We start from the raw sequence: 25547 nt of genomic DNA, 5'->3' as shown, positions 1-25547 counted from the left end.
TCGGACACGGCGGACAGCAACATCACGGTGCGTAATCAAGATCAAGTGATGTGGGTTACTGACTAGTAGCCCTGGCCCTTGTAGTCACCGTGCAGGGGCGGCAACATTTCCCGAACGTTACGACGACGGCATCGACTTGCCTCACTGTCGACGGTTGGCACCAGTGTCGCCCGTCGATGCGAGCCATTGGCGGTGTGGTTTGAACAGCCGTCATCTCTTCAATAGGAGGATCCGTGGAGGATTCGCAGAGCGTTCCGGCCGCTGGACGCACCAACTGGCGCCGGTTCGCGGTGGCCGTGGGCGTGCCCACCGCCGTGGCCACCGGTCTCGTCGTCGCCCTCGCGCAGGGTGCCCTGGCCGCGAACATCACGGTCTCGGGCACGCAGTTCAAGCTGACGGCCGACCACCTCGAGGGCACCGGCTTCACGCAGTACAGCAAGGGCTTGAACAACAACTCGATTCCGGCCGCCATGTCCGGTATCAACCACGCCGACCTGTACAACCTGTGCCAGTCGGTCAACGCCGGTCCGATCACCCTGAAGATCACGGCCGCCACCACCGCGAAGTTCAACGCGTCGGACCCGAGCGGCTCGGCGGCGAACGCGGTCCAGGCCGACGACCTGCTGATCGGTATGTCGGAGCTCGGCGGTGACGCCACGTTCAAGAACATCCAGATCGGTGTGGACGCCTCCACCCTCGACGCTGACGGCCAGGCCGAGCACGGCGAGAAGGGCGGCTTCGGCCAGCAGGCCAGCAAGGTCAGCATCGACAACCTGAAGCAGAAGGCGTACCTGACCACCGCCTCCAGCTTCAAGCTCAAGGGCATGAGCCTCAAGCTGCTCGTCGGTTCCGGCAACGAGTGTTTCTGATCTAGATTTCCGGGGCTCGTGGAGCAGCACTCCGCGAGCCCCATCCCTTTGTGAGCCTGTAAGAGAAACGCTGGAGGACGAGTGGCGACGGACGAATTCGGGAGCAAGTTCCGCCGGTGGCGGCGGAGCCGGCCGTTCTGGGGCGGCTTGTTCCTAGTGCTGTCTGGGCTGTTCCTGCTCCTGAGCTCCAACCTTTCGGTCTTCACCGAGATGAAGGTCGAGATTCACATCGGGCCGCAGGGCTTCCTGTCCTACGTGCTGCCCGCCCTGATGCTGCTCTGCGGCGTCCTGGTCTGGTTCACCCCGGCGCAGCGGATGTTCTACGGCATCGTCGGCCTGCTCACCGCGCTCTACTCGTTCATCGGCCTGAACTTCGGCGGCTGGGTCCTGGGCATGCTGTTCGGCATCATCGGCGGCGCGCTGTCGGTGGCCTGGACGCCGCGCCCCACCCAGCCGGAGATCCCGCGGCAGGGTCCGGTCGACGGGATCGGCCCGGACAACCACGCGCAGGGCCCGTCCGACACCCCGCGGCACCACGGCGGCCCGGGCGAGAACACCGAGGCGATCCAGATCGCCGGTCACGACGACCGCCCGCACGAGACCGCCCCGGTCCGTCCGGCGCAGAGCGACCCGAGCATCCTGCCCGGTTTTGATCAGCCACGCGGCGATCTGCCCGGTCCGCGCCGCGGCCTGAACCGCAAGGCTCTCGCGATCATCGTGGTGCCCGCCTTCGTGGGCGCCACGGTGCTGATCGGCAGCCGCATCCCGGCCAGCGCCGACGACTGCCCCGAGGGCCTGCCCTCGATCAGCACCTCGGTCTCGCCGTCGGCCTCCACCTCGTCGGCGGCCAAGACGTCCGAGAAGAAGGCCGGCGAGCCGAAGGACACCGGCAAGCCGGACCCGAAGAAGACCACCACCGCGCCGGCCGACTCGGGCAAGGCCACCAGCACCGCCTCCGCTTCCGCCTCGGCCTCCGCCACCGCCCAGGAGGACGGCAACCCGATCCTTGACGGCATCTCCGACGTGGTCGACGGCGTGGGCAACCTGCTCGGCATCGGCGGCGACGAGGAGTCGTCCTCGCCGAGCGCGTCGCCGACGGCGTCGGCGACCGAGACGGCGAAGCCGACCACCGAGCCGACCGGCGCGGCCACCACCACCCCGGCCGGCGACGGCGCCACCACCGCGACCAGCGGCCCGGTGCAGACCACCAGCCCCTCCGCGAGCGTCAGCACCAGCACCGACCCGGACGTGATCCCCTGCCTCGGTGCCCGCCAGGAGAACAAGGTCGCCGACGACGGTGGCATCCCGCGGTCGGCGATCAAGCCGGGCGTCATGAAGGTCAGCTCGCTGAGCCTCTACAACTCGACCTACGAGGGCGTCGCCGACGTGCCCACCGCGAACGGCACGATCAAGGCGCTGCAGCTCAACATGACCAAGGCGGTCAACGAGCCGTTCAGCCTGGTGATCGACGAGCCGGGCAACGCGACCACCACGATCAAGAGCAAGAAGCTGGTCACCGAGGGCAACGTCAAGTTCTACACCCCGAAGATGACCGGCAACCTGTTCGGCCTGATCCCGATCACCTTCACGCCGGAGCAGCCGCCGCCGCTGACCCTGCCGTTCCTCTGGTTCACCAACGTGACGATCGACCTGGCCTTCGTCAGCTGCGACACCCTGACCGCGGACCCGATCACCATCACCGAGAGCTGATCCCCCCGCTAGCTCACCGAACGGCCCGGCTGCTCTCAGCCGGGCCGTTCCGCGTTCTCCCCAGGTGTGCCGCTTGAGCCGACGTTCTCCCAGGCGTGTCGCTTGAGCTGACGTTCTCCCCAAGGGTGCCGCCTGAGCCGCGTTCTCCTCAGGCGGTTCGTCCGAGCAGGCGGGCAAGGCGGCTTCGCGGGGTAGCCGGGGCCTCGACCTGCACGACGACCTCCGCGTCCCGAACAGCGGCCGCACGAGCGGCCCAGGCCGCCACCACCGCATCCGCCGCCAAGCGGCGCACGATCACCGGCGGCCCGTCCAGATGCCCCCACCGGGCCTTGTCGATCCGCGCGTTCAGCGCGGCCACGTGCTCACGCACCGCACGCTCGGTATGCAGCCGGTCGACCGCCGTCTCCAGGTCCTCGACGGCCTGGCGCACCGCCAGCGTCGGCGGGATCACCCCGGCGGTCGCGCCCTCCCGCCGCAGCCAGTCCTTGACCCACCAGTCCTCGTCGTACTCCTCGCCGTAGCCGGAGAGCGGCTTGCCGGCGCCGGGCAGATTCTCGAACTCACCGCGCTCCGTGGCGTCCCGCAACTGCCGGTCGATCGACGACTCGTACCAGTATGCGTCCATCTCACCAGCCTAATTCCGAAGCCACGCGTCCGGCCGGGTCCGCGGTCCCCTGCCCGCCCCACGACATCCCCGGACGTCACATAGATTCACAGGGACGTACCGACACCGCTGAGGGAGACGCCCGTGTGCCGCAACATCCACCAGCTGCACAACTTCGAGCCGCCCGCCACCCCGGACGAGGTACACGCCGCGGCGCTGCAGTATGTCCGGAAGGTCGCCGGAGCGACCCGCCCCTCCCAGGCGAACCAGGCCGTCTTCGACCGGGCGGTCGCCGCGATCGCCGCCGCCACCCAGGAGCTCCTGGACGGCCTGGTCACCACGGCCCCGCCCAAGGACCGCGAGGTGGAGGCGGCAAAGGCCCGGGCCCGAGCCGAAAAACGCTACGCCTCCTGACCTTCCCCGGCCGGGGCTCTGGCGGTCTGGGCTCGGTCAGGCTTCCTGATCGACGCCGCGGTCGGCGGCCTCTCGCTGCCGCGGCAGGCTGACCGGCGCGGCGTCGTCCTGGACCGCCGGCGTGCCGGGGCGCAGCCGCGGGTCGAGCACCCGCAGCAGGGTGCCGAGCAGCATCGCGATCAGCACCACCATCGACAGGTTGATCAGCACCTGGCCGTAGCCGAGGGTCGTGACGTCGGTGAACGGGTAGGGGTACCAGTCGGTGACCGCACCGTGCGCCAGCGTGTACCCGATCCACAGCGCCGGCCAGACCGCCGCCCAAGCTAGGGTGCGCGCGTCGATCCGCGGCCGCGGGCCGAAGAGCAGCCAGCCGAGCAGCGCCACCCACGGCGAGAGGTAGTGGAAGCCGAGATTGGCGAGGTACGCCGCGCCGTGCAGCTCCACCTGCCCGGCCAGAATCGTGCTGTAGACGATCCCGGTGATCACGATGCCGAGCAGCGCGTCGAGCCGGATCACCCGCCAGATCCGCCCGTCCCGCCCCGGGTCCCGGGCGAGCCCCACCGCGGCGATCAGCACCAGCAGGTTGCTCTGAATCGTGAAGTAACTGAACAGCCGCACGAACCGCGTCGCCGCGCTCTCGTCCACCGGCGGCCCGGCGTGCGGCGCACTGTCCGTGGCCGTCAGCACGATCTGCGTGAGCAGCGACGCAAGAACGATCAACGCCAGCGTGCCGTGCCAGATGCGCGACTTCATGTTCTCTCCCGGCACCGTCGTCGACCGCCCATGATGATCTTCCGCGGCAGCCTAACGCAGGCCACCGGCCGCGCGGGCCCGGGAATCCCCAGACCCGCCCCCAGTGACCGACAAGAATCGCCACAGCCACGCCCGCTCCCGCTCAGCCCGCCGCCGACTCGCCCGGCGCAATCGCCTCAGACCCGGCAGGTCGCTTCAGCTCGCGGCAGGCTCGCCCGGCGCAGTCGCTGCAGAACTTGGCAGGTCGCTTCAGCTCGCGGCAGGCTCGCCCGGCACGGTCGCCTCGGACCCGGCTGGTTTGCTTCAGCTCGCGGCGGGCTTGCCGGGCGCGGTCGCGTCCGGCTTGCGGCTGGCCTTCGCGTACGCCAGACCGCCCAGCACCAACGCGAGCAGCCCGGCGATGAGCCCGGCCAGCGCGAGGCCGTTGCCGCCGTCCGAGTCGTCGTCGTCGGAATCCTCCGCGACCGGCGCCACCGCGCCCGCCGACGACGCTGCCCCACCGTTCGCGGCCGGGACGATCTTCAACACCGGCGCCGGCTGCTCCGGCTCGGTGCCGTCGGTGGCCGGCTCGTCGATCCAGCGCACCACGTTGCCGTCCGAGTAGGTCTGCAGCGCCTTGAACACCAGCTGCCCGGACTGCGGCAACGCGCCCATCGACACGTCGAACTCCTGGAACTGCCCCGGCTTGATCTCCGAGCCCTTGGCCGCGGTCCAAGTGATCTTGGAGACCGCCTCGGTGATCTCGGTGTCGTGCGCCTTGATCGGGGTGGCCAGCTTGCTCTTCACGGCGACCGCGGTCCAGCCCGGCACCGGCTTCACCGAGACTGACGCGATCGGCTGGTCGGCGGGAAGGTTCACCTCGAGCTTGACGGTGGAGGCGGTGTCCGACTCGTTCGGCACGCGGAAGGACACCTTCGCGTACCCGCCGGCGGTGGCCGTGTTCGGGTTGACCGTCACGTGCGCCGAAGCCGGACCGGCCAGCGCCAGGGTCAGCAAGCCGGCCGCGGCGGCCACCACTGCGGAACGCTTGAGCAGCGACATTGTTGGGGGAACCTTCCGTCGTATCGTCGCCCGCTGCCGGGCACGCTCCTTGGTCGGCCCGATGATGCGGAAAGTTCCCACCCTCGCCGGCGTTTTTCCGCACACCTCACCCGTTGGTGATCACCTCTGCCGTTGCCTTCGCCGGGGCGTCCGTGGCAGGTGGTGCGTTCTCCGCAGGCCGGGGCAGGCGCACCACGACTCGCAATCCCGGCTCCGCGTCGCCCAGCGTGACCGAACCACCGTGCCGGCGAACCAGCTCCCGCACGATGGCCAGCCCCAGCCCGGACCCACCGGCGTCCCGCGCCCGAGCATCGTCCAGCCTGGTGAACCGGTCGAACACCCGCTCCCGGTCGGCCGCCGGGATCCCCGGCCCGTCGTCGGTGACCACGATCAGCAGGTCCGCGCCGTCCGCCGCGGTGCGCACCGTCACCGCCGAACGCCGGTGCCGGCAGGCGTTGTCCAGCAGGTTCGCCACCACCCGGGCGAGCGCGTCGGGCTCGGCGGTCAGGGTCAGTGGCTCACCGCTGTCCTCGTGCACCACCTCGGGGTAGCGCGCCGCCACCTCCCCGACCAGCTGTCCGAGATCGATCTCCTCGGGTCGCCGCCCGGCGACCGCCCGGCCCGCCCCGTCGTCCGCCCGAGCCAGCAACAGCAGGTCGTCCACCAGCCGCGACAGCCGCTGCACGTCGGCGAGCAGGTCGTCGGTGAGGGCCGGCCAGTCGGTGTCGTCCGGCAGCCGCTGCGCCACCTCCAGCTCGGTGCGCATGTTGGTGAGCGGGCTGCGCAACTCGTGCGCCGCGTCCGCGACGAACGCCCGCTGCCGCGCCCGCGCGGTGTCCAGGCGGTGCAGCATGTCGTTGAGGGTGATCGCCAACCGGCCGATCTCGTCCCGCGAGTCCGGCACCGGCAGCCGCCCGGCCCGGGTCCCGCCGGTGATCTCCTCGGCCCCGGCGCGTAGCGCGTCGACCGGCCGCAGCGCCGCGCCCAGCGCCCGCCACAGCCCGGCTGCCAGCAGCACCACCAGCAGCGGGAAGGCGATCAGCAGGGTGACACGCAGCAGATGCCCGGTCTGGGTGAGCTGGCTGTTGGACCGGGCCACCAGGATGCGCAGCGGATGCGTCGGCTTCCCCGCGGTCACCTTGATGACCCGCACCGTCCCGTCCAGACCGATCCGGGTGCCCGGGATGTCCTTGCCCTCCCGGTCGGGAAGGTCCCGCAGTTCGTCCTCATACAGGATCGACCGCATCCGGTCGGCGGTCGCCGAGACCGCCAGCACCCGCTCCTGCTCGTCGATCACCTGCACCTGGATCTGCGGCGGGGCGTTGATCCGCTCGGGCAGCTGTCCCCCGTTGACCATCCGCGCCACGCCGTCGGCCGTCTCCAGCACCTCGGACTGCACCGCTCGCCCCTGCACGAAGGTCAGCGCGGTGACCAGCAGCACCCCGCCGGCGGCCAGGCCGAACGCCAGCGCCGCCGCTGAGATCAGCAGCAGCCGGGCCCTAAGGCTGAGCTCCTGAAGCCGCCGTCGCATCTAGTCCCCCGGGACCCCGGCGGTCCGGTCCGCGGCGACCAGCCGGTAGCCGGCGCCCCGGACCGTCTCCAACCGCTCCCGGCCGATCTTCCGGCGCAGGTAACCGATGTACACCTCGACCGCGTTCGGCGCGGTGTCCAGGGCGGCGTCCCAGACGTGGTCGAGCAGCTCGGTTTTCGAGACCACCTCGCCGGGGCGGCGGATCAGGTACTCCAGCAGGGCGAACTCGCGCGTTGTCAGGGTCACCTCGGTCCCGCCGACCAGCACGCGTTTCTCGGCCGGATCGAGCTCGACGTCACCGCACGCGAGCACCACGGGACGTGCCTGGGTACCACGGCGCAAGAGGGCGCGCAGCCGGGCGAGCAGAACGACGTACGAAAAAGGTTTGGTCAAATAGTCGTCGGCGCCGCAGTCCAGGCCATCGGCCTGGTCATATTCGCCGTCCTTGGCGGAGAGCATGAGCACCGGCAGCCAATGCCGCTCGGCGCGCAACTGCCGCACCACTCGATATCCGGAGAGCCGCGGCAGCATGACGTCGAGAATCATCGCGTCATACCCACCGTGCCGGGCCATCTCCAGGCCGTCCTGGCCGTCGTGGGCCACGTCGACCGCGAACCCCTCGGCCTGCAGGCCGCGACGCAGCGCGGCGGCCAGCCGTTCCTCGTCCTCCACCACCAGCAACCGCACGGACCCACCTTGGCATGCCTCCTCCAGCGCGTACATCGGCTCTCAGTCACCTCACAGCCCGGCCCCCTAGAGCCCGGCCCCTACGGGTCCCTCTCAGCCTGGTCACAGCGGTGCCGAAGCACGATTGCTGCATACCAACGGGAGGTGGACATCGTGTCCGTGTGGAAATCCAGGCCGGCGCTTCGCTGGCTGGTGCCGGGGGCCACCGCGCTCGTCGTCATCGGGGGCGGCGCGGCGGCCGGCACGATCGTGGCCAGCGCTGACCCGTCGCTGCCGGACCGCAGCGCGGCCCAGTTGCTGGTGGACCTGCAGGGCGCCAACCCGGCCGGCCTCTCCGGCACCGTGGTGCAGAGCGCCGACCTCGGGCTGCCCGGGATCGCCGGACTGGCCAGCAGCCTCGGCGGCGCCGGCGGAGGCAACGGCCTGACCAGCCTGATCGCCGGAAGCAACACCGCCCGCGTCTGGTACGCGGGGGAGGACAAGGTGCGGGTCGCCCTGCAGGGGACGCAGGGTGAGACCGACGTGATCCGCAACGGGTCGGACGTGTGGCAGTGGAGCAGCTCGGACAACACGGGCACGCACCTGAAGCTGCCCGCCGACGCCGGCAAGGCCAAGCAGTCACTGCCCAGCGCGGTGCCGTCGACGCCGCAGGAGGCTGCCGACGCGGCGCTCGCCGCGATCGACCCGACCACCAAGGTGGAGACGACGGGCGCGGCGCAGGTGGCCGGGCGCGACGCGTACGAACTGGTGCTCAGCCCGAAGGACACCGAGTCCCTGGTCGGGCAGGTGCGGCTGGCGATCGACGCCGAGCAGCACATCCCGCTGCGGGTCGAGGTGTACGCCAAGAACGCGGTGAAGCCGGCGGTCCGGGTCGCCTTCGACACGATCAGCTTCACCGTGCCGGACGCGCAGCAGTTCACCTTCAACCCGCCGCCGGGGGCGAAGATCGACGAGGCGGGCGCGAAGGACCTCGCCCCGTCGAACGGCGCGAAGAAGCCCGTGCCGCACGCCTCCGCGCCGGCCGGGTCGAAGCAGGCCGAGCCGAAGGTGATCGGCAAGGGCTGGACCACGATCATCTCCGCGTCCGTCCCGAAGGACGCCCTCTCCGAGCTGACCAAGGCCGGCCAGGGCAAGGGCGAGGAGGCCCAGCAGGTCCAGGCGTTGCTGGGCGTGCTGCCCGAGGTGAGCGGGTCGTGGGGCAAGGGACGGCTGCTGAGCGGATCGCTCTTCAGCGTGCTGATCACCGACGACGGACAGGTGCTGGCCGGCCTGGTGACGCCGGAGGCGCTGTACAAGGTCGCCTGACCCCCTCTCCCAAATAGTTCTAGAACTCTGCCGCCCAGCATGGCATGCTTGGGCGGCAGAGTTCTATAACTTTGGAGCGGCAGATGGCGAAGCAAGCAGTGCCCGACGTGGCAGCGATGAGTGTTCCCACCGCGACCGGCCGGTTCGGCGAGTTCGGCGGGCGCTATGTGCCCGAGTCCCTGGTCCCGGCCTGCGCCGCCCTGGAGGCGGCGTTCCGCGACGCCTGGGCCGACCCGGCCTTCCACGAGCGCCTGGCCCGCCTGCGGCAGGACTACGCCGGCCGGCCCACCGCGCTCACCCCGGCGGAGACACTGTCCGCCCAGCTCGGCGTGACCCTCCTGCTCAAGCGGGAGGACCTGGCGCACACCGGCTCGCACAAAATCAACAACGTGCTCGGTCAGGCGCTGCTGGCACAGCGGATGGGCAAGACCCGGCTGATCGCCGAGACCGGCGCCGGTCAGCACGGCGTCGCCACGGCCACCGCGGCCGCCCTGTTCGGCATGCGGGCGACCGTCTACATGGGTGAGCGCGACATCGCCCGCCAGCGGCTCAACGTCTTCCGGATGGAGCTGCTCGGGGCCGAGGTCATCCCGGTGACCAGCGGCAGCCGCACGCTGAAGGACGCCACCAACGAGGCGATGCGGGCCTGGGTGGCCGCAGTTGACGAGGCACACTTCTGTCTCGGCTCGGTGGGCGGCCCACACCCCTATCCATGGCTCGTCCGGGAGTTGCAGCGGGTGATCGGCGAGGAGGCCCGGGCGCAGACGCCGGTGATTCCCGACGTCGTGGTGGCCTGCGTCGGCGGCGGGTCGAACGCGGCCGGCACCTTCGCCGGTTTCGTCGACACCCCGGCTCGCCTGATCGGTGTCGAGGCGGCCGGCGGCGCGGCGATGACCAACGGGAGGCCGGGGGTGGTGCACGGTTACCGCTCACTGGTGCTGCAGGACGCCGACGGCCAGGTGCTCGAGGCCGAGTCGATCGCGGCCGGCCTGGACTATCCCGGGGTCGGCCCGGAGCACGCGCATCTGGGCACCACCGGCCGCGCGGAGTATCGGACGGTCACCGACACCGAGGTTCTCGACGCGGTGCGCCGGCTGGCCCGCAGCGAGGGGATCATCTGCGCGCTGGAGTCGGCGCACGCCGTGGCCTGGGTGTTGCGTGCGGCCGGCACGCCCGACCTGCCCACCGGCTCGACGGTGCTGCTGACCCTCTCCGGGCGCGGCGACAAGGACATGGCGACGCTGGCGGGTGAGGTCGCGTGAAGCGGCTCAACCCTTACCTCACCGGCGGCATCACCCCGGACTGGATCGATTACCTGCTGGCCTATCAGGAGGCGGGCGCCAACGGCGTGGAGATCGGGCTGCCGTTCTCCGATCCCATGCTCGACGGCACCACCATCCAGCAGGCGTCCGACCAGGCCCTGCGCCGCGGCGCCACGGTCGCGTCCATCCTGACCGACCTGACCGCGGCCCGGGATCGCATTCACATCCCGCTGTTCGCGATGACCTACGCCAACCTGGTCTTCCGAGGCGACCCGTTCGCCACCGCCCCAGCCGCGACAGACGCCGGCCGAGGAGGCCATCGCACGCTGACGGAAGGCGGTCCGGAAGCCTTCTGCCGACGGCTCGCTGACGCCGGGGTCGCCGGCCTGATCGTGCCCGACGTGCCGCTCGACGAGGTGGACCGTCTGGAGGCGGCCGCCGCGGCCGCCGGCATCGATCTGGTGCTGCTGGCAGCGCCGGTCACGCCACCCGATCGGCTCGCCGAGATCGGCCGGCGGAGCCGCGGCTTCATCTACGCGGTGAGCGTCATGGACACCACCGGCGAGCGCGATGCCCTGGCCACGACCGCGGCGCCGCTCGCCGCCCGGCTCAAGGCGGTCACCGACCTGCCGGTGCTGCTCGGGTTCGGCATTTCCACGCCCGCCCAGGCCGCCACCGCCGCCCGCGCCGGGGACGGGGTGGTGATCGGCGCCGCCCTGATGCGTAGGGTTCTGGACGGTGCGTCACCTGATGACCTGCGAGCCGAGGTCGCCGCGTTCCGCGCCGCTCTCGACCAGGTCGACCAGGAGGTGCCCGCTGCCCCCGCGCACGCCGAAATATCAGGTCATCGCCGATGACCTGACCAGCAAGATCAGGGACGGCGAGTTGCCGCCCGGGGCCGCCCTGCCCCCGCAGAAAGAGCTGAGCACGCGCTATGGGGTGACGCTGGCAACGCTGCGGCAGGCCCTCAAGCAGTTGGAGGACGAGGGCCTGCTGTCGCAGGAGCCCGGCCGGGGCACGTTCGTGTTCCCCCGGGCCAAATATCAGCTCACCACGCTGCACGGGTTCGCCGACGATCTGCGGGCCCAGGGTCACACCGTGACCACGGAGATCCTGGACCAAGTCGTCGGCGCCCCGCCGGACTGGGCCGCCACGGCGCTCGGGGACGGGCCGGCGATGCGCCTGGAGCGGGTGCGGCTGGTCGCCGGGCGGCCGGCCGTGCACCAGATGTCCTGGGTGCGCGGCACCGACCTGGCCACGGCGGACTTGAGCGACACGTCGCTCTACGGCGCGCTGATCGATCATGGCCACCTGGTGCACCGGGCCTCCGAGGTGGTGCGACCCGGCCTGCTCGCCGAGCCGGTGGCCGGCCTGCTCCGGCGACCGGCCGGCGAGCCGGTGCTGGTCTCCGAGCGGGTCACCTACGCCTTGGACGGGTCGGCGCTGGTCGTCGACCGTGCCACCATGCTCGGCTCAGCCATGGAGATCCGCACCGAACGCGCCGCCTCCGGCCTGTCCGTCCACTGGAGTCGCCCGACAACCTGATCAGCCACAGCATCGCGCCGCTCTCCTGTCGGGTCGCTTGCTCGCATCCGCGGCCTACACGCCGCAGGGCCGTAGGTGACGAGACGCCAAGCGGCGAGCCGAGAGCGGCAGGCCGGGTGTTCGGCAGGCCGGGTGTTCGGCAGGCCGGGTAGTTGGCAGGTTGGACGATTGGCAGGCCGGGTAGTCGGCACGCCGATAGGGCGGCGAGCGGCGAGCCGATGGGACCGCGGGCGACGGGTCCTCCGCCACGCGATCGTCGGCTCGGCCTGGTCACCGCGTCACTTGCGGAACCACGGGGTCAGCGCCACCTCCACCGCCACCTCGACCGCCCGCTGGACGGTGGTCGGGTCGGTGGGGTGCTCCATGTCCTCCAGCAGGACCTGGAGTGCGCCGGTCACCGCGCCGACGAAAGCGCCGGTCAGGGCTGCCGCACCGACCTCGTCGATCTCGTCGGGGAAGGCGGCTGCCAGGTGGCGGGCGATCTCGCGCTGCGTGTCCATCTGGATCTGCAGACCGCGCCCCCGGACCGCGGGAACCGTCCGGATCATGTGCAGGCGCAGAGCCGCGACCCGGCCGGTCAGATCATCGCTGTCGTCTCCGATCCGGTGAAGCGCCTCCAACAGCACCTCGGCCGGCCCGTCGTCCGGTCCGCGGCTGGCGATGGCCTCCAGCGCGGCCCGCACCCGCCCGTCGGTATCCGGGAAGAGCAGATCTTCCTTGCTCGCGAAGTAGCTGAAGAACGTCCGGGTGCCGATCTCCGCCGTCGCTGCGATGTCCGCGATGGTCGTCGCGTCATAGCCACGGGACTCGAACAGCTCGGCAGCGGCGGCGACGAGAGCCTGCCGGGTCCGGGCGCGCTTGCGATCACGGAGGGACACGCTTCGCACCATATCGCACCAGCTGCAAATCAGCAGTCATTGCATTTCTGCACTGAGTGCGATTTTATCGGTGGAGACCGAACCGGGCACCTCAGAGAGGGACCGACCATGAAGCGCACAGCACTGATCTCCGGAGCCGGCATCGCCGGCACGACAGCCGCCTACTGGCTGGCCCGGCACGGCTGGGAGACCACCATCGTCGAGCGATCCGGCGATCTCCGTTCCAGCGGCAACCCGGTTGACGTGCGCGGCCCGGCTCTCCCGGTCACCGAGCAGATGGGCGTCCTTCCCGGCCTGCGCGCCGTCGCCACCCACGCGAAAGGCATGCGCATCCTGGACCCCACCGGCCGCCCGATCGCCCGCCTCCCGATGGGCTCCGAGGACGGCGACGTCGAGGTCATGCGCGGCGACCTGGCCCGAGTCCTCTGGTCGGCCACCGAGGACGACACCGAGCTGATCCTCGACGACACCATCACCGGGCTGGAGCAGGACCCGGAGGGCGTCGACGCCACCTTCGAACGCTCCGGCCCGCGCCGTTTCGACCTGGTCATCGGCGCTGACGGCCTGCACTCCACGGTCCGCCGGATCGCTTTCGGCCCGGAGCGGGAGTTCTCCGACTACCTCGGCCTCTACGTCGCGACCGTCCAGTTCGGCGGCCCACCGGCGAACCCGGACGAGGTCGAGCTGCTCAACGTCCCGGGCCGCCTGCTCGGCCTGCATCCGGCACGCGGCGAGGCAGGTGTCGCGTTCATCTTCCGGCACCCGGAGCTGACCGGCGTCGACCGCCACGACTCCACGGCGCAGAAGCAGGTGATCACGAGGGCCTACCAGGGCATCGGCTGGCGCGTACCGGAACTTCTCGACCGCCTCCAGGAAGCCGACGACATCTACTTCGACGCGGTCACCCGCGTCCGTCTGGCCTCCTGGTCCCGCGGCCGGATCGTCCTGCTGGGCGACGCCGCGTCCTGTGTCTCGCTCTTCGGCGACGGTTCCACGATGGCCATCGCCGGCGCCCACCAGTTGGCCAGCGCCCTCGCCGCCTCCCCCGGCGACCCCCAGGCCGCCCTGCGGCGTTATGAGTCCAACCACCGCAAGTTGACCGCCCAGAAACAGCGTCGCGTCCACCTCGCCGCCACCCTGCTGGTTCCCGCCCATCGCCTCACCCTGGCGACCCGCAACTCCGTCGCCCGGGTACTCAGCCATGCATGAAGACCCTGTTCGGTACGCCGCAGCATCCGGGTCCCGTCGCTCCGCGGCCACCGGGGACGGGTCCCCGCCGGTTCGTCGCCGCGCTGGCACTCCCGCTCTCACACCAGCCCATTCCACTGACCGGCGGGCTCCCCACCAGCAAGGCAGCGCTTCGGCGAGAGACGTGACCCGGGCAGCAGGCTGCCAACGGTCGCGACATGGCCACGCCGCAAAACCCTGCCTGCCACCGGAGGCTCGCCGCGGCCAGCGGCGAGGGCGAAATGCAGTCAGCCAGGCCATGCGGCGGCATCCGCGGGTTCGCTGATGGAGGGCGGGTGGGAAGATCGCGGGTCGGCAACGATATGCGAGACTGCGGCGCGTTGTGTGGGTATTGGTGACCGAAATGACCCAGAATGCCCGGCGTGACCGTTGAGGAATTGGCGGGGCACTCGCACGTCCGGCTGGTGGCTGGGCTGGGGGCGGGTGGCCAACTTGTCTACGAGACGGTGCTGACCCGGACCATCGAGCCGGATCTGCACCTCGTGCTCGGCACGCCGGCGTTCGTTGAGGGGATCGCGGCGGGTGACCGGATCCGGCTGCGAGCGGGCGGCGGCTTCGAGGTTGTCGAGCGCGGCGGCAACATCTGTCTGCTGGTGGTGCCCGGCGACCCACCCGGACCGGACGATCTGGCACCGCTCCGGGACAGCTTCGACGACCTGGGCGGCATCGTGGAGCTGCCGCCGGACCGCCGCTTCATCGTGATCACCGTGCCGGCCGCCGCTGGTTTCGACGCGGTCGAGGCGGCCATCGACGAGTGGACCGGTCCCCGAGGCTTCCACTGGGAGTACGGCAATGTCTACGACTCGGACGGCAAGCCGCTGAACTGGTGGGACTGATACCGCACCGAACGACAACCCACCGAATCCGAGCAGGCCGGCTCGGAAACGGACGACAGCCCACCGAGGTGGAGGGACTCGCGCGGCTGGACGGCAAGCCGCCGACGCGGTGGCAGTGAGGCCGGCCGTGTCGACCCTTTGCCGAGGTCGTCGGGCTTCGATCCCTTCGGGTCGACGGGACCGCAAACGCTGGCGCGCACGCGCTTTCAGCGCAGGCATGCTCGTCTTGGAGCTCCGCAGGCATGCTCGTCCTAGAGTTGCGCCTGCATGTTCGCCTTGGACCAGCGCCGGCAGGCTTCACCTAGGAGCTGCGCCGGCGAAGCCGACTAGGCGGCCGCCTTGGCTGCTCGCCCGCTGACCTCATCGCGGCGTGTGCGGGATCGCCGCAGTAACGCCGCTACGCCGTTGATCGCCGCCGCGTTGATCAAGGCGCCTACCGCTACGCAGAGAGTGAGGGACAACCACCAGGGCTCCTGCATCGTGTTGATCACCGGCAGGGTCAGGATCACCCCGGGCATGGAGAGGGGAAGCAGCACGATCTCGGGTTGGCTGTCGGTCGGACCTGACTGCGCCATCTGGATCGATTCGGACACCACGACGTAGGCCGTGACCGCGGCGACCAGCGCCAGATAGATCCGCGAAACCCAGGTTCCAACGAACCAACGAGCGATCTTCATGGCCGCCATTATGGCCGTCGCCCCAGGTCAGCACCATGATCGCTCGGTCACCCAACGGCAACCGGACGGCGGCCGCAGTGGCCCACCGCTGTCCGTCGGCCGGTGCACACGCGGGGCTGGCGCTGACGCGAAGTCGACGCAAGCTGAGGCTGACGCGAAGTCGACGCAAGCTGAGGCTGACGCGAAGCTGACGCAGGCGAAGCTGACGCAGGCGAAGCTCACGCAGACGCGGAGCTGACGCAGACGGGGCCTGTGCAGGCGCAATCGCGGAGCTGAGTCAGGCACAAGCGCGAAGCTGAGTCAGGCGTCAGCGCAGGGCCGGGGCCGGCGGACTACGGGCGCAGGGCTGGCTCGCGGGAACCGTCGCGCTGACGGGGCAGGATTGCCGCCTCGGGGCTGGCGACGGGACGGTGGGTGCGTACCAGCGCGTATGCGATGGCCAGCAAGGCGCCGGCTGCGATGGCGTCCAGCCAGTAGTGGTTTCCGGTGGCTACCACCACCAGCAAGGTGATCAAGGGGTGCAGCAGCCACAGTGCGCGCCAGCGAGCGGACGTCGCCGCGATCAGGGCTACCGCGATCACGACCGCCCAGCCGACGTGCAAGGACGGCATCGCGGCGTACTGGTTGGACAGCTGATCGGTTTCCGGGGCGCCGTAGACCGCCGGGCCGTAGAGCCGGCCCAGGTCCAGCATGCCGGTGTCGGCCAGCATCCGGGGCGGGGCCAGCGGGATCACGAAGTGCACCAGCAGCGCCGCGCCGGTCACCAGCGCGAGCACGTTGCGGGTCCAGCGGTAGTGGGCCGGGCGGTAGACGTAGAGCCAGATCAGGCAGGCGACGGTGGCCGGGAAGTGGACGTAGGCGTAGTAGCTGTTCGCCACCTCGACCAGCGTGGGCCAGGACAGCAACCCGCGCTGGACGCTCAGCTCACCGGGCAGGTGCAGCCAGCGTTCCAGGTCCCAGACCCGGTTCGCGTTGTCGAAGGCCTCGCCCACGTGCCCGTTCGCGGCCAGCCGGCCGATCTTGTAGATCACGAACATGACCGCGACCAGGCCGAGCTCGCGGAGGGCGGAGAGCCAGCGGGACCGGGTGGCGGCGGGCGGGGCGACGGTCACACCAGGCTCCTCGACGACGAGAAAGGCAGGACGGGCGGCACGAACCGATAAAAAGAGAAAAGTCGCTACATCGCTGGAGGAGAGCGATATGGCGGGACACCGGGGTGACCCTAGTACCGGCTCGCAACACCCTCGCCGACCTGCGGCGTCACCGGGACGGCAAAGTCCGGGTGTCCACCGGTCAAGCGGAGCCTGAATCAACCATGACGCCCAGCATCCGGCGATCTTGCCAGTTGTGCAAGATTCATGCCCCTGATAGTGACTTTCCCCGCACCGGGACGAGCAGCAGCCGCGACCCGATCACCACCGAGACGAGCAGGGCCGCCGTGGCAACAACGGCGAGGCGATCAGCGCAGGCGCGGCAACAACGGCGAGGCGATCAGCGCAGGCGCGGCGACAATAGCGAGGCGATCAGCGCGGCCGCTGCGACAACGGCGGGACGAGCAGCACCAGGGCCGCCACCGCAGCGGCGACCAGGGGCGGCCACAGCGCGCTCACCGCGTACCAAAAGAGGAGCGCGACCGAAGCGCCCGCCGCAACCAATCCGATGATCACCGCGCGCCGCGGCAGGAACCGCAGGCACCGCCACGGCAGGCGTCCGGCCGGCAGCAGCACCCGGCCCGCGAAGGCGACCATCACCACCGCGACGACCAGCGCGACCCCCTGCGCCAGCGGCTCGGCGAACGGCCACCGGACCGCCGCCAGACGCACCGCCAGCACCAGCGGCACGCCCGCCCCGAGCCCTCGCCGCAGACCGGCCAGCACGCCCAGGACCGGCCACGCCAGCGCCTCGCCGCCGAGCCGGGCCGGATGATCGGCGGCCAGTTCCCGCAGGCCGCGCATGGCGTCCGCGACGTGCAGCCGTTCCGCGTCGAGCAGCGCGATCAACCAGCGGCCGCCGGGACTGTCCGGGTCCTCGGCCAGGGCCGCCCGGGTGGCTCGCGCGGCGGCCTGGCGATGCCCGGCGACCCGCTCCACCTCGGCCAGGGTGAGCAGGCTGGGCACCGACCGCGGGTCGAAGGCGAGCGCCTGCCGGGCGGCGACCCGGGCCCGCCGGAAATCCCGCGCCGCCACATGGGCGCGGGCCAGCACGCGATGCGCTTCCGGTTCGCCCGGACGCAACCGGACCGCTTCACTCGCGGCCGCGACGGCGTCTTCCGTACGCGACAGCGCGATCAGATTCTCGGCCCGTTCCGCATGCGCCCCTGCCCCAGCGGGTCCCGCCGCGACCGCAGTGTCCGCGACGGCGAGCGCCTCGGCGGGCCGGCCGGACAGGCGCAGCACCGCGGCGAGCAGGGCGAGCAGCTCGACGTCCGTGGGCCGGTTCAGCAGCGCGCGGCGCAGCTCGGCCTCGGCCTGGTCGAACCGGCCGAGCTCGGCGAACATCCGCGCCCGGGAAGCCGCCGTCACCGCGGCTCCGTGCCGGCGGGCAGCTCCCCTGAAGCCGCCGTCACCGTCGCCCCGTCCCGGCGGGCAGCTCCCCTGAAGCCGCGGTCACTGCCGCACCCGTCCGGCAAGCCGCTCCCCTGACGCCGCCGTCACCACGGGCCCGCCACCGGCGAGCGACCGGGCCCGCGAGGTGGCCGTCAACGCGCCGTCACCGGGACTTGCGCTTCTTGAGGTAGGCGGCCAGGTCGTCATACTCGCCGCTCTGGTTCGCGAACATCGCCACGTTGCGCGCGGTACTGAACCAGGCGTCGGTGGACGGGCGGATCTCGCCGGCCGCGGCCAGCATGTCCGCCTGGTTGATCATGCGGATCTCGCCGGTGGCGATCGAGTCGCGCATCGCGAACTCGGCCGCGGTCTCGCACAGGTGCGCCAGGTCGGCGCCGGAGAAGTTCTCGGTGGCCGCGGCGACCGCGTCCAGGTCGACCCCGGCCACCGGCCGGTCCCGCAGGTGGTACTCGACGATCGCGGCCCGCGCCGGGCCGTCCGGGGGCAACACCAGCACGGTACGGTCCAGCCGTCCCGGCCGGCGCAGCGCCGCGTCCACGTCCCACGGCGCGTTCGTCGCGGCCAGCACGAAGACGCCCTCGTTGCCGCCCTGCACCCCGTCCAGCTCGGTGAGCAGCTGGTTGACCACGGTCCGCATCGCCGACGAGTGCAGCTGGCTGCGTTTGTGCCCGAGCGCGTCGATCTCGTCGAGGAACAGCACGCAGGGCGCGTGCCCGCGCGCCGACTCGAACAGGTCGTGCAGGTTGCGCTCGGAGCTGCCGACCCACATGTTCAGCACGTCCGTGATCGACAACGAGATGAACGCCGCGCCCATCTCACCGGCCACCGCCCGGGCCAGGAAGGTCTTCCCGCAGCCGGGCGGGCCGTAGAGCAGCAGGCCGCCGCGCAGGCTCTTGCCGAACAGGCTGCGCAGCTTGGGGTTGCGCAGCGGACCGAGGAAGGAGACTTCCAGACGCTTCTTGACCTCGGCCATGCCGCCGACATCGGCGAGGGTGACGGTGGACCGCTCGACGTCGAAGGACCGGTCGTCGTGACCGGTCACCGGCTCTGGTTCGTCGCCGGAGCGCGCGAAGCGGGGCGGGACGACGTCACCGAACTGCTGCTCCATGGCGGCCCAGTCCACGGGCGCTCCGTTGGAGGGAGCCGACGGCGGCACAGAAGGGGAGGCCGACGGCGGCGCAGGAGAAGGAGCCGAGGGCGGCTCGGGCGACTGCGCCGAGGATGGCACGGGAGACGGGGCCGAGGGCGGAGAGGCGGAAGGTGACCCCGGGGACGGCGTCGAGGGCGAGACGGCAGACGGCGCTGCGGAGGCCGGGCCGGCCAGGGCGGACGCCATCAAGGTGCGAGCCGCGTCGTTGCCCGGCTCCCGGCTGAGCACCTGAGCGGCGTGCTCGATCGCCTCCACCCCACGCCCGGCCGCGACCAGCAACTCGGCCAGATGCAGCCGCAGCGGCAGGTCGTCCGGGCGCGCCTGCACCGCCGCGGTGAGGCTGTCGATCAACGCGTCGCTCATGAGACGCGATTATGCCCGCGCCCGGCCCACCCACCGTCCCCGGCTGGCGCTGAGGGGTATCTCAAACCGGCCTTGACGGGTGACTCAGCCGGCTGGCCCAAGGGCGGCCACTGCCGGCTCAGCCGCGAGTAATCCACATCAGCATGTTGTCCACAGCCCATCCCCGCGCGATCTCGTTTCCGCGTCACACTGTCTTCGGGCGGCTCCCCCTGGGTGGGCGGGGTCTGGAAGGTGGGCACGGACCGCAACGCGAGCACGGACCGCAACGCCGGCACGGACCGCAACGCGGGCACGGACCGCAACGCGGGCACGGACCGCAACGCGGGCACCGACCGCAACGCCGGCACGGACCGCAACGCCGGCACGGACCGCAACGCGAACGCGGACGGCAACGCGGGCACGGACCCAACGCGGGCACGGACCCAACGCGGGCACGGACCCAACGCGGGCCGAAACACGAAGATGGGCGCGGACCGGAACGCGGGCACGGACCAGCCGCGCGGTCAGCGGTTGTCGAGGGTGCGGAAGAACGTGGTGACGTCCTCGGCGAACAGGTCCGGGACCTCCAGCGCGGCGAAGTGGCCGCCCCGCGGGAACTCCGTCCAGTGCCGGACGTCGTAGCGCTGCTCGACCAGCGGGCGGATCGCCTGGGTGATGTCGGCCGGCAGGACCGCGACGCCGAGTGGGGCCGCGCAGGTCACCGGGACGTTCACGCCGCTCTCCTTGACCAGCCGGGCGGATGAGGCGGCGGTCCGGTGGAACCAGTGGTGGGCGACGTCGGCCAGGATGCGGTCGTCGGGCACCGGGGTGGCCGGGTCGGACCAGCGGTCGAACTTGTCCGCCCAGAAGGCGAGCAGACCGGTGGGTGAGTCGTTGAGGGCGTAGGCCGGGGTCTGCGGACCGGAGGCGAACAGCAGCTGGTGCGGATGGCGGTTCTTGGCCAGCTCCATGGTCTTCGCCAGGCGGGCCTGGTCGGCCGGGGAGAGCCCGTCCGGCGAGCCGGGTGTGGGCAGGTAGTTGATGTGCACGCCGACCACGTTGTCCGGGGCGGCGCCGGCCAGGTGCCGGGAGATGCCGGAACCCCAGTCGCCGCCCTGTGCGCCGTAGCGCCGGTAGCCGAGCGAGGCCATCAGCTCGGCCCACGCCTCGGCGACCCGCTGCTGGCTCCAGCCGCGCCGGGTGGTCGGCCCGGACAGGCCGAATCCCGGGATGGCCGGGACGACCACGTGGAAGTGCTCGGCGAGCCGGTCGACGACGTCGAGGAACTCGACGGTGGAGCCGGGCCAGCCGTGGGTGAGCACGATCGGCAGCGCGGCCGGGTCGGGGTGCCGCAGGTGCATGAAGTCGACCCGGTCGCCGCCGATCTCGGTGACGAACTGCGGGTACGCGTTCAGCTCGTCCTCGTGGGCGCGCCAGTCGAACTTGAGCCATCGGTCGGCGAGGGCACGGACCCGGGCGAGCGGGATGCCGTAGTCGTCGCCGGCGCCGGGCAGCTCGTCGGGCCAGCGGGTGCGGGACAGCCGGTCGGCCAGGTCGTCGAGATCGGACTGCGGGAGATGGAGCCGGAATTCGTTCATACGACTAACGTTAGAGCATCTAACGTTAGTCAGTCCAATGTTACGCTGGACACATGGACCATCTGCCGAGCTGGCTGCTCACCCAGACCGCCGCGCACGCGCACCGGCTGGTCGGCGACGGATTCGCCGCGGTGGGGGCGCGCGGTTATCACTACCGCTTGCTGGAGTCGCTGCTCGCCGACGGGCCGGCCAGCCAGGCGGCGCTCGGGCGGCGCACCGGCATCCACCTCAGCGACCTGGTGGGCGCGCTCAACGAGCTGGAGGCGGACGGCTATGTGGCGCGCTCGCCCGACCCGGCGGACCGGCGGCGCAACGTCATCACGGTGACCGAGAAGGGTCAGGAGCGGGCGCGGGAGCTGGCCGAGCGGGCGGCGGCGATCCAGGACGAGTTGCTGGCGCCGCTGACCGCGCAGGAGCGCGACCAGTTCACCGCGCTGCTGAGGAAAGTGCTGGCCGGCGCTTCCGGCCGTACGCCAGGGGTGTGAAAGAGACAGGGCCGCTCCCGGAGAAAACCGGAAGCGGCCCTGTCACCTGAGCCGGAGCGCTAGCCCGCGGGCCGGCGATAGCCGGCGATCGGACCGCGATCGATCGTCGCCATCCGCACGTGGTCGCCCGTGTGCGGAGCGTGCACCACCATGCCGCCACCGATGTAGATCGCCACATGGTGCACGTCGGAGTAGTAGAAGACCAGGTCACCCGGCCTCAACTCGCTCCGGCTCACCGATTTCGTGGACCCCCACTGGTCCTTGGTGTAGTGCTCGAGATGCACGCCGACGGCCTTCCACGCCTCTTTCGTCAGACCCGAGCAGTCGTAGCTGTTCGGACCCTCGGAACCGAAGACGTAGGGCTTGCCGATCAGGTCGCAGGCCCGCTGCGCGGCCCGGCCACCCTTGTCGTTGGTGTAGTCCACCGGGCACGGACCGGTCTTGAACGGACCGTCGTCCGTGTCGCCGTACGCCTTGATCCGCAGTTTCTGCAGGGAGGTGATCTCCTTCTCGATCGCCGACTTCTTGGTCTTGAGGTCGGTGTCCCGAGTGGCGATCTCGGACGCCAGAGCGTCCAGTTTCTCCTTGTCGGCTGCGTACTTGTCGCGGAGCTTCACGACGTCGCCGATCGACTCCTGACGGTCGCTGGCCAGCTGCTCGAGGAGCGAGAGCTTCTCGGTCAGCGCGTTCGGATCACCGCTGAGGATCGCGCCGAGGGCGCTCGGCGGACCCTGCATGTAGGCGTCCGAGGCCAGGCCGCGCACCTCCACCAGGGCCGCGTCGACCTGCTTCTGCAGCGGAGCGAGCGTCTGGTTCAGCTGCTTCTGCTGCTTCTGCAGTTTGAGGAGCTTGCCGTGCACGTCGTTGTAGTCCTCGATGACGGGCTCGAGCTCGTTCCACTGCTTGTCGATCTGATCTTCGACGCTGCCCGGCGAGGGCGTGGCGTGGGCAACGACAGGTCCGGTGAGAACGAGTCCGGCAGCGGCCACCGCGAAAAGCAGGCCGCGTAGTCCGCGTTTCACGTAGGTGCGTTGTCCTTTCTTCCACTCGGCCGCCGACCGGGTTAGCTGACGGGTTCGAGCGGGAAGCACGCCCGGCCGCGGGAACGCGGCTTCACCCCACACACCTGGGTCCCCGGCTCGCCGTTGCGGCGATTAGGCGGTGGTTCGTCAGATCGGCCGGTTGGACGATGGGGGGCTGCCGAACCGGGGACCACCGTACTCGGATCATGCGGGCAAATGAAGCTTGCCCGCGTGGCGATACCGCCCGCACAGCGAGCGGCACTCAGAGTGACCGGAACGGCCAGGCATCCAGGGCCTGCCCCAGCCAGGGCACCACCAGAATCACCGTGGGTAACACCAGCAGACCGGCTGCGGCGACCCCGGCGAGCACCGACAGACCCCTCGAGGTGGGCGCCGGACCGGCCAGCCGGTCGAGCCTGCGGGAGCGCGATTCACCCGCCGGGTCGGCCGGGGCCTCCTCCGCCAGGGGGACGGCGTCGGACAGCCGGGCCAGCGCGGCGCGCAGCGGGACCGGCCCGGTCCGCCGCCGGGCCGCGTCGTCGGCCACCATCTCCAGCAGCAGATGCACCGCGTCCAGCGGCGCCCGGGACCGCAGCGGGCGCGGCACCGCCTGGTAGAACGCGGTGAACGACTCCATCACCAGCTCGTGCCGGTGCCGCAGGTGCGCCTGCTCGTGGGCGAGCACCGCGTCCACCTGCTCGCGGTCCAGGATCCGCAGCACCGCGTCGCTGAGCACCACCCGGGGCTCCCGGCCGGGCACGCAGTAGGCCAGCGGCAGCGCGCCGTCCAGCACCCGCACCTCGGCGCCGCCCAGCTCGCGGTGCCGCTCCACCCGGTCCAGCAGGTCGACCAGGGTGCGGTGCCGCTCGCGGCGGGCCCGGGCCCGGGCACTCACCCGGATCAGCGAGATCAGCAGCCGGATCACGATGGTGGCCGCGACCGCCAGCGAGAACACCAGCGCCGCCACGGTCCACGGGTGATCGGCGCCGGCCGCCCGGGTCAGCTCCTCCGGGGCGGCCAGGACCACGCCGAGCGCGCAGAGCACCGCGGTCAGGGTGAGCGCCTGCCAGAGCAGGACGGCGGCGACCGGGGCGCGGTCCGGCCAGCGGGCGCCGGCCAGAACGCCCGGGACGACCAGCGACAGGGTCAGCCCGAGGGTTCCGAGGAGGAGTGCGGTCACGTCTCTTTCGGCGTCGCGTTCAGGGCGGCTTGGATCGCGCCGGGGGGCAGCTGACCGAGGAAGTATGCCAGCGCGGCGTCCTGATCGGGGGACGCGCTCAGGGCGTCGAGCATCACGGCCGCGGTCATCTCCTCACGGGACTGGGCCGCGGCGTACTGGTAAGCCCTGTCCGCTTTCATCTGGACGACCAGCTTCTTCTTGGCGAGACGGTCCAGGACCGTCATCACCGTCGTGTACGCCAGATCCCGGTTCTTGCTGATCCGCTCGTGCACCTGTCGCACGGTCAGCGCCTCGGGAGCGTCCCAGAGCTGCGTCATGACCTCGCGTTCGAGATCGCCTAGTGCCATGTGACCCATCCTACTAGGGGCAGTCGTACTACGTCTCGTAGTATCTACTACGAAGAGTCGTAGAGGGGGACACCCGATGGACGTGCTCGACCTGACCCGGCTGCAGTTCGCCGTCGTGACGATCTATCACTACCTGTTCGTGCCGCTGTCGATCAGCCTGTCGGCGGTCGCGGCCGGTCTGCATCTGGCCTGGTTGCGCACCGACTCGCGGAAGTACCTGGATCTCACGAAGTTCGTCGGGAAGCTCTTGATCGTCACCTTCGCCGTCGGCGTGGTCACCGGGCTCGTCCAGGAGTTCCAGTTCGGACTGGGCTGGAGCGCCTTCGCCAAGTTCTACGGTGACGTGTTCGGCCCGACCCTCGCGGTCGAGGGGATGCTCGCGTTCTTCCTGGAGGCCACCTTCCTCGCGGTCTGGTATTTCGGGTGGGGCCGGCTGCCGCGCAAGCTGCACGCCGCCACGATCGTGGTGGTGGCGGTCGGGACGCTGCTCTCCGCCTACATCATCCTGGCGGCCAACTCGTTCATGCAGAACCCGGTGGGGTACGAGCTGGACGCCACCACCGGCCGCGCGCACCTGACCAGCTTCTCCGCGCTGATGACCAACGAGGTGGTGCTGGCCGCGTTCCCGCACACCATGGCCGGCGCGGCGATGGCCGGCGGCGGACTGCTGCTCGCCCTCGGGGTCTGGCGGCTCACCGCGGACCGCGGGTTCCGGCCGCTGGCCCGGCTCGGCGCCTGGCTGACCCTGGTCGGTGGGGCGCTCACCGCGCTCACCGGCGACCACCTGGGCAAGGTGATGACCGCGGTGCAGCCGATGAAGATGGCGGCGGCCGAGGCGCTCTACTCGACCACCACCGGGGCGCCGTTCTCGGTTCTCGCGGTCGGCAAGCTCGGGCACGACAAGCCGTTCCTCACCGTGGAGATCCCCCGGCTGCTGTCCTTCCTGGGCACCGGCTCGTTCGACGGGACGGTGCAGGGGATCGACGACCTGCAGGCGCAGTATGTGGCGCAGTACGGGCCGGGCAGCTACGTACCGATGATCCCGGTGGCGTTCTGGACCTTCCGGCTGATGATGGGCGCCGGGATCGCCGGGATGATCCTCGCGGCGTACTACCTCTGGGCCTCAGCCGAGAAGAAGTCACGACTCCCGCTGCTTCCCGCCGTCCTGCAGAGGGGCGCCGGGGTGCCCGGCTGGGCCAAGCGGATCCTGCTGCTCTCGCCGCTGCTGCCGGCCGCGGCCAACACGTTCGGCTGGATCTTCACGGAGACGGCCCGGCAGCCGTGGCTCGCCTTCGGGATCTCCAAGGTCTCCGACGGGATCTCCCCCGGGTTGACGAGTGCCGAGGTCATCGCGTCGCTGGCCGGGTTCACCGCCGTCTACGGGCTGCTCGCCCTGGCCTGGTTCAAGCTCGTCGTCCATCTCTCGACGAAGCCGCTCAGTCCCGAGATCTCGGACAAGTCGCCCGTTCCCGAGCCCGCCCCGGCCTACTAGGAGA

Annotated in this window: 25 protein-coding genes and 1 riboswitch; of the genes, 11 read left to right on the top strand and 14 right to left on the bottom strand. The window is 70.9% G+C overall.

Annotation, left to right across the window (positions count from 1 at the left end; translation table 11 throughout):
• The first annotated feature begins 233 nt into the window (after window positions 1–233).
• Both BJY16_RS21655 and BJY16_RS21650 read left to right on the top strand, forming a co-directional pair.
• The gene (locus BJY16_RS21655; protein WP_185041409.1) at window positions 234–869 is read left to right on the top strand and encodes a DUF6230 family protein; all 636 of its coding nucleotides are present in this window, start codon (window positions 234–236) and stop codon (window positions 867–869) included.
• An 81-nt stretch (window positions 870–950) separates the two neighbouring features.
• Window positions 951–2579: a DUF6114 domain-containing protein gene (locus BJY16_RS21650; protein ID WP_185041408.1), complete on the top strand. Its 1629-nt coding sequence runs from the start codon at window positions 951–953 to the stop codon at window positions 2577–2579.
• Between the two features lie 148 nt (window positions 2580–2727).
• Here BJY16_RS21650 and BJY16_RS21645 read toward each other — a convergent pair whose 3' ends face one another.
• Window positions 2728–3204 carry a DnaJ family domain-containing protein gene (locus tag BJY16_RS21645; protein ID WP_185041407.1) on the bottom strand — a complete coding sequence of 159 codons (477 nt, stop codon included), beginning with the start codon at window positions 3202–3204 and terminating at the stop codon, window positions 2728–2730.
• A gap of 123 nt (window positions 3205–3327) precedes the next feature.
• Here BJY16_RS21645 and BJY16_RS21640 point away from each other — a divergent pair, with 123 nt between their 5' ends.
• Complete coding sequence (locus BJY16_RS21640; RefSeq protein ID WP_185041406.1) at window positions 3328–3597, top strand: DUF2277 domain-containing protein; 270 nt, start codon at window positions 3328–3330, stop codon at window positions 3595–3597.
• Window positions 3598–3633: 36 nt separating this feature from the next.
• Here the strand turns inward: BJY16_RS21640 and BJY16_RS21635 are convergent, their stop codons facing one another.
• The 4 genes from BJY16_RS21635 to BJY16_RS21620 all read right to left on the bottom strand — a co-directional run bounded on the left by BJY16_RS21635 (window position 3634) and on the right by BJY16_RS21620 (window position 7609).
• Window positions 3634–4350, bottom strand: a complete 717-nt coding sequence (locus BJY16_RS21635; RefSeq protein WP_185041405.1) for a Pr6Pr family membrane protein — start codon at window positions 4348–4350, stop codon at window positions 3634–3636.
• Window positions 4351–4653: 303 nt separating this feature from the next.
• Window positions 4654–5391 (bottom strand): YcnI family protein, encoded by a 738-nt coding sequence (locus BJY16_RS21630; protein ID WP_185041404.1) that lies wholly within the window; start codon window positions 5389–5391, stop codon window positions 4654–4656.
• 106 nt (window positions 5392–5497) lie between these two features.
• A complete protein-coding gene (locus BJY16_RS21625) occupies window positions 5498–6922 on the bottom strand; it encodes a sensor histidine kinase (protein WP_185041403.1) in 1425 nt (474 codons plus the stop codon).
• Entirely contained in the window at window positions 6923–7609 is a 687-nt protein-coding gene (locus BJY16_RS21620) for a response regulator transcription factor (RefSeq protein ID WP_185041402.1), read from the bottom strand.
• 153 nt (window positions 7610–7762) lie between these two features.
• Here BJY16_RS21620 and BJY16_RS21615 point away from each other — a divergent pair, with 153 nt between their 5' ends.
• From BJY16_RS21615 to BJY16_RS21600, 4 genes are all read left to right on the top strand, one after another.
• Window positions 7763–8914 carry a LolA family protein gene (locus tag BJY16_RS21615; RefSeq protein ID WP_185046590.1) on the top strand — a complete coding sequence of 384 codons (1152 nt, stop codon included), beginning with the start codon at window positions 7763–7765 and terminating at the stop codon, window positions 8912–8914.
• A gap of 116 nt (window positions 8915–9030) precedes the next feature.
• On the top strand, window positions 9031–10176 hold the full coding sequence (gene trpB, locus BJY16_RS21610; RefSeq protein WP_203758833.1) for a tryptophan synthase subunit beta: 1146 nt from the start codon (window positions 9031–9033) through the stop codon (window positions 10174–10176).
• Complete coding sequence (gene trpA, locus BJY16_RS21605) at window positions 10173–11033, top strand: tryptophan synthase subunit alpha (protein WP_185041400.1); 861 nt, start codon at window positions 10173–10175, stop codon at window positions 11031–11033. Before trpB ends, trpA begins: the two co-directional genes overlap by 4 nt.
• On the top strand, window positions 10915–11721 hold the full coding sequence (locus tag BJY16_RS21600) for a GntR family transcriptional regulator (protein WP_307835698.1): 807 nt from the start codon (window positions 10915–10917) through the stop codon (window positions 11719–11721). Before trpA ends, BJY16_RS21600 begins: the two co-directional genes overlap by 119 nt.
• 278 nt (window positions 11722–11999) lie before the next feature.
• Here the strand turns inward: BJY16_RS21600 and BJY16_RS21595 are convergent, their stop codons facing one another.
• Window positions 12000–12599, bottom strand: coding sequence for a TetR/AcrR family transcriptional regulator (locus BJY16_RS21595; protein ID WP_239176709.1), 600 nt, complete (start codon window positions 12597–12599; stop codon window positions 12000–12002).
• A 108-nt stretch (window positions 12600–12707) separates the two neighbouring features.
• On the opposite strand from BJY16_RS21595, the gene BJY16_RS21590 reads away from it, so the two are divergent.
• Together BJY16_RS21590 and BJY16_RS21585 are read left to right on the top strand one after the other, a co-directional pair.
• Window positions 12708–13808: an FAD-dependent monooxygenase gene (locus tag BJY16_RS21590; RefSeq protein ID WP_185041397.1), complete on the top strand. Its 1101-nt coding sequence runs from the start codon at window positions 12708–12710 to the stop codon at window positions 13806–13808.
• Window positions 13809–14209: 401 nt separating this feature from the next.
• Entirely contained in the window at window positions 14210–14683 is a 474-nt protein-coding gene (locus BJY16_RS21585) for a DUF4265 domain-containing protein (RefSeq protein ID WP_185041396.1), read from the top strand.
• Between the two features lie 326 nt (window positions 14684–15009).
• Here BJY16_RS21585 and BJY16_RS21580 read toward each other — a convergent pair whose 3' ends face one another.
• The 5 genes from BJY16_RS21580 to BJY16_RS21555 all read right to left on the bottom strand — a co-directional run bounded on the left by BJY16_RS21580 (window position 15010) and on the right by BJY16_RS21555 (window position 21017).
• Window positions 15010–15360, bottom strand: coding sequence for an SCO4225 family membrane protein (locus BJY16_RS21580; protein WP_185041395.1), 351 nt, complete (start codon window positions 15358–15360; stop codon window positions 15010–15012).
• Between the two features lie 332 nt (window positions 15361–15692).
• Window positions 15693–16472 (bottom strand): phosphatase PAP2 family protein, encoded by a 780-nt coding sequence (locus tag BJY16_RS21575; protein WP_203758832.1) that lies wholly within the window; start codon window positions 16470–16472, stop codon window positions 15693–15695.
• A 411-nt stretch (window positions 16473–16883) separates the two neighbouring features.
• Window positions 16884–17882, bottom strand: coding sequence for a tetratricopeptide repeat protein (locus BJY16_RS46535; RefSeq protein ID WP_203758831.1), 999 nt, complete (start codon window positions 17880–17882; stop codon window positions 16884–16886).
• 187 nt (window positions 17883–18069) lie between these two features.
• Window positions 18070–19440: a tetratricopeptide repeat protein gene (locus BJY16_RS21565; RefSeq protein ID WP_185041394.1), complete on the bottom strand. Its 1371-nt coding sequence runs from the start codon at window positions 19438–19440 to the stop codon at window positions 18070–18072.
• A gap of 503 nt (window positions 19441–19943) precedes the next feature.
• Entirely contained in the window at window positions 19944–21017 is a 1074-nt protein-coding gene (locus tag BJY16_RS21555) for an epoxide hydrolase family protein (RefSeq protein WP_185041393.1), read from the bottom strand.
• A gap of 53 nt (window positions 21018–21070) precedes the next feature.
• Between BJY16_RS21555 and BJY16_RS21550 the strand changes: the two genes are divergently transcribed.
• Window positions 21071–21502 (top strand): MarR family winged helix-turn-helix transcriptional regulator, encoded by a 432-nt coding sequence (locus BJY16_RS21550; RefSeq protein WP_185041392.1) that lies wholly within the window; start codon window positions 21071–21073, stop codon window positions 21500–21502.
• A gap of 59 nt (window positions 21503–21561) precedes the next feature.
• On the opposite strand, the gene BJY16_RS21545 is transcribed toward BJY16_RS21550, so the two are convergent.
• The 3 genes from BJY16_RS21545 to BJY16_RS21535 form a co-directional block, all read right to left on the bottom strand.
• Window positions 21562–22524: a C40 family peptidase gene (locus tag BJY16_RS21545; RefSeq protein ID WP_239176707.1), complete on the bottom strand. Its 963-nt coding sequence runs from the start codon at window positions 22522–22524 to the stop codon at window positions 21562–21564.
• A gap of 15 nt (window positions 22525–22539) precedes the next feature.
• Window positions 22540–22673: riboswitch (cyclic di-AMP (ydaO/yuaA leader) on the bottom strand.
• Window positions 22674–22786: 113 nt separating this feature from the next.
• Complete coding sequence (locus tag BJY16_RS21540) at window positions 22787–23704, bottom strand: M56 family metallopeptidase (RefSeq protein ID WP_185041391.1); 918 nt, start codon at window positions 23702–23704, stop codon at window positions 22787–22789.
• Complete coding sequence (locus tag BJY16_RS21535) at window positions 23701–24051, bottom strand: BlaI/MecI/CopY family transcriptional regulator (RefSeq protein WP_185041390.1); 351 nt, start codon at window positions 24049–24051, stop codon at window positions 23701–23703. The genes BJY16_RS21540 and BJY16_RS21535 overlap by 4 nt, the downstream gene beginning before the upstream one ends.
• 76 nt (window positions 24052–24127) lie before the next feature.
• On the opposite strand from BJY16_RS21535, the gene BJY16_RS21530 reads away from it, so the two are divergent.
• Window positions 24128–25543, top strand: coding sequence for a cytochrome ubiquinol oxidase subunit I (locus BJY16_RS21530; protein WP_185041389.1), 1416 nt, complete (start codon window positions 24128–24130; stop codon window positions 25541–25543).
• Window positions 25544–25547: the final 4 nt, after the last annotated feature.

The sequence above is a fragment of the Actinoplanes octamycinicus genome (assembly GCF_014205225.1).
GTDB lineage: Bacteria > Actinomycetota > Actinomycetes > Mycobacteriales > Micromonosporaceae > Actinoplanes > Actinoplanes octamycinicus.
The sequence above is the reverse complement of the archived record's forward strand: the minus strand, read 5'-3'. Positions and strand labels throughout refer to the sequence as shown.

Bases quoted from the DNA above. Each gene is read 5' to 3' on its own strand.
- BJY16_RS21580 (WP_185041395.1), bottom strand. From the start codon at position 15,360: ATGAAGATCGCTCGTTGGTTCGTTGGAACCTGGGTTTCGCGGATCTAT.
- trpB (WP_203758833.1), top strand. From the start codon at position 9,031: ATGAGTGTTCCCACCGCGACCGGCCGGTTCGGCGAGTTCGGCGGGCGC.
- BJY16_RS21645 (WP_185041407.1), bottom strand. From the start codon at position 3,204: ATGGACGCATACTGGTACGAGTCGTCGATCGACCGGCAGTTGCGGGAC.
- BJY16_RS21630 (WP_185041404.1), bottom strand. From the start codon at position 5,391: ATGTCGCTGCTCAAGCGTTCCGCAGTGGTGGCCGCCGCGGCCGGCTTG.
- BJY16_RS21590 (WP_185041397.1), top strand. From the start codon at position 12,708: ATGAAGCGCACAGCACTGATCTCCGGAGCCGGCATCGCCGGCACGACA.
- BJY16_RS21635 (WP_185041405.1), bottom strand. From the start codon at position 4,350: ATGAAGTCGCGCATCTGGCACGGCACGCTGGCGTTGATCGTTCTTGCG.
- BJY16_RS21565 (WP_185041394.1), bottom strand. From the start codon at position 19,440: ATGAGCGACGCGTTGATCGACAGCCTCACCGCGGCGGTGCAGGCGCGC.
- BJY16_RS21625 (WP_185041403.1), bottom strand. From the start codon at position 6,922: ATGCGACGGCGGCTTCAGGAGCTCAGCCTTAGGGCCCGGCTGCTGCTG.
- BJY16_RS21530 (WP_185041389.1), top strand. From the start codon at position 24,128: ATGGACGTGCTCGACCTGACCCGGCTGCAGTTCGCCGTCGTGACGATC.
- BJY16_RS21555 (WP_185041393.1), bottom strand. From the start codon at position 21,017: ATGAACGAATTCCGGCTCCATCTCCCGCAGTCCGATCTCGACGACCTG.
- BJY16_RS21535 (WP_185041390.1), bottom strand. From the start codon at position 24,051: ATGGCACTAGGCGATCTCGAACGCGAGGTCATGACGCAGCTCTGGGAC.
- BJY16_RS21550 (WP_185041392.1), top strand. From the start codon at position 21,071: ATGGACCATCTGCCGAGCTGGCTGCTCACCCAGACCGCCGCGCACGCG.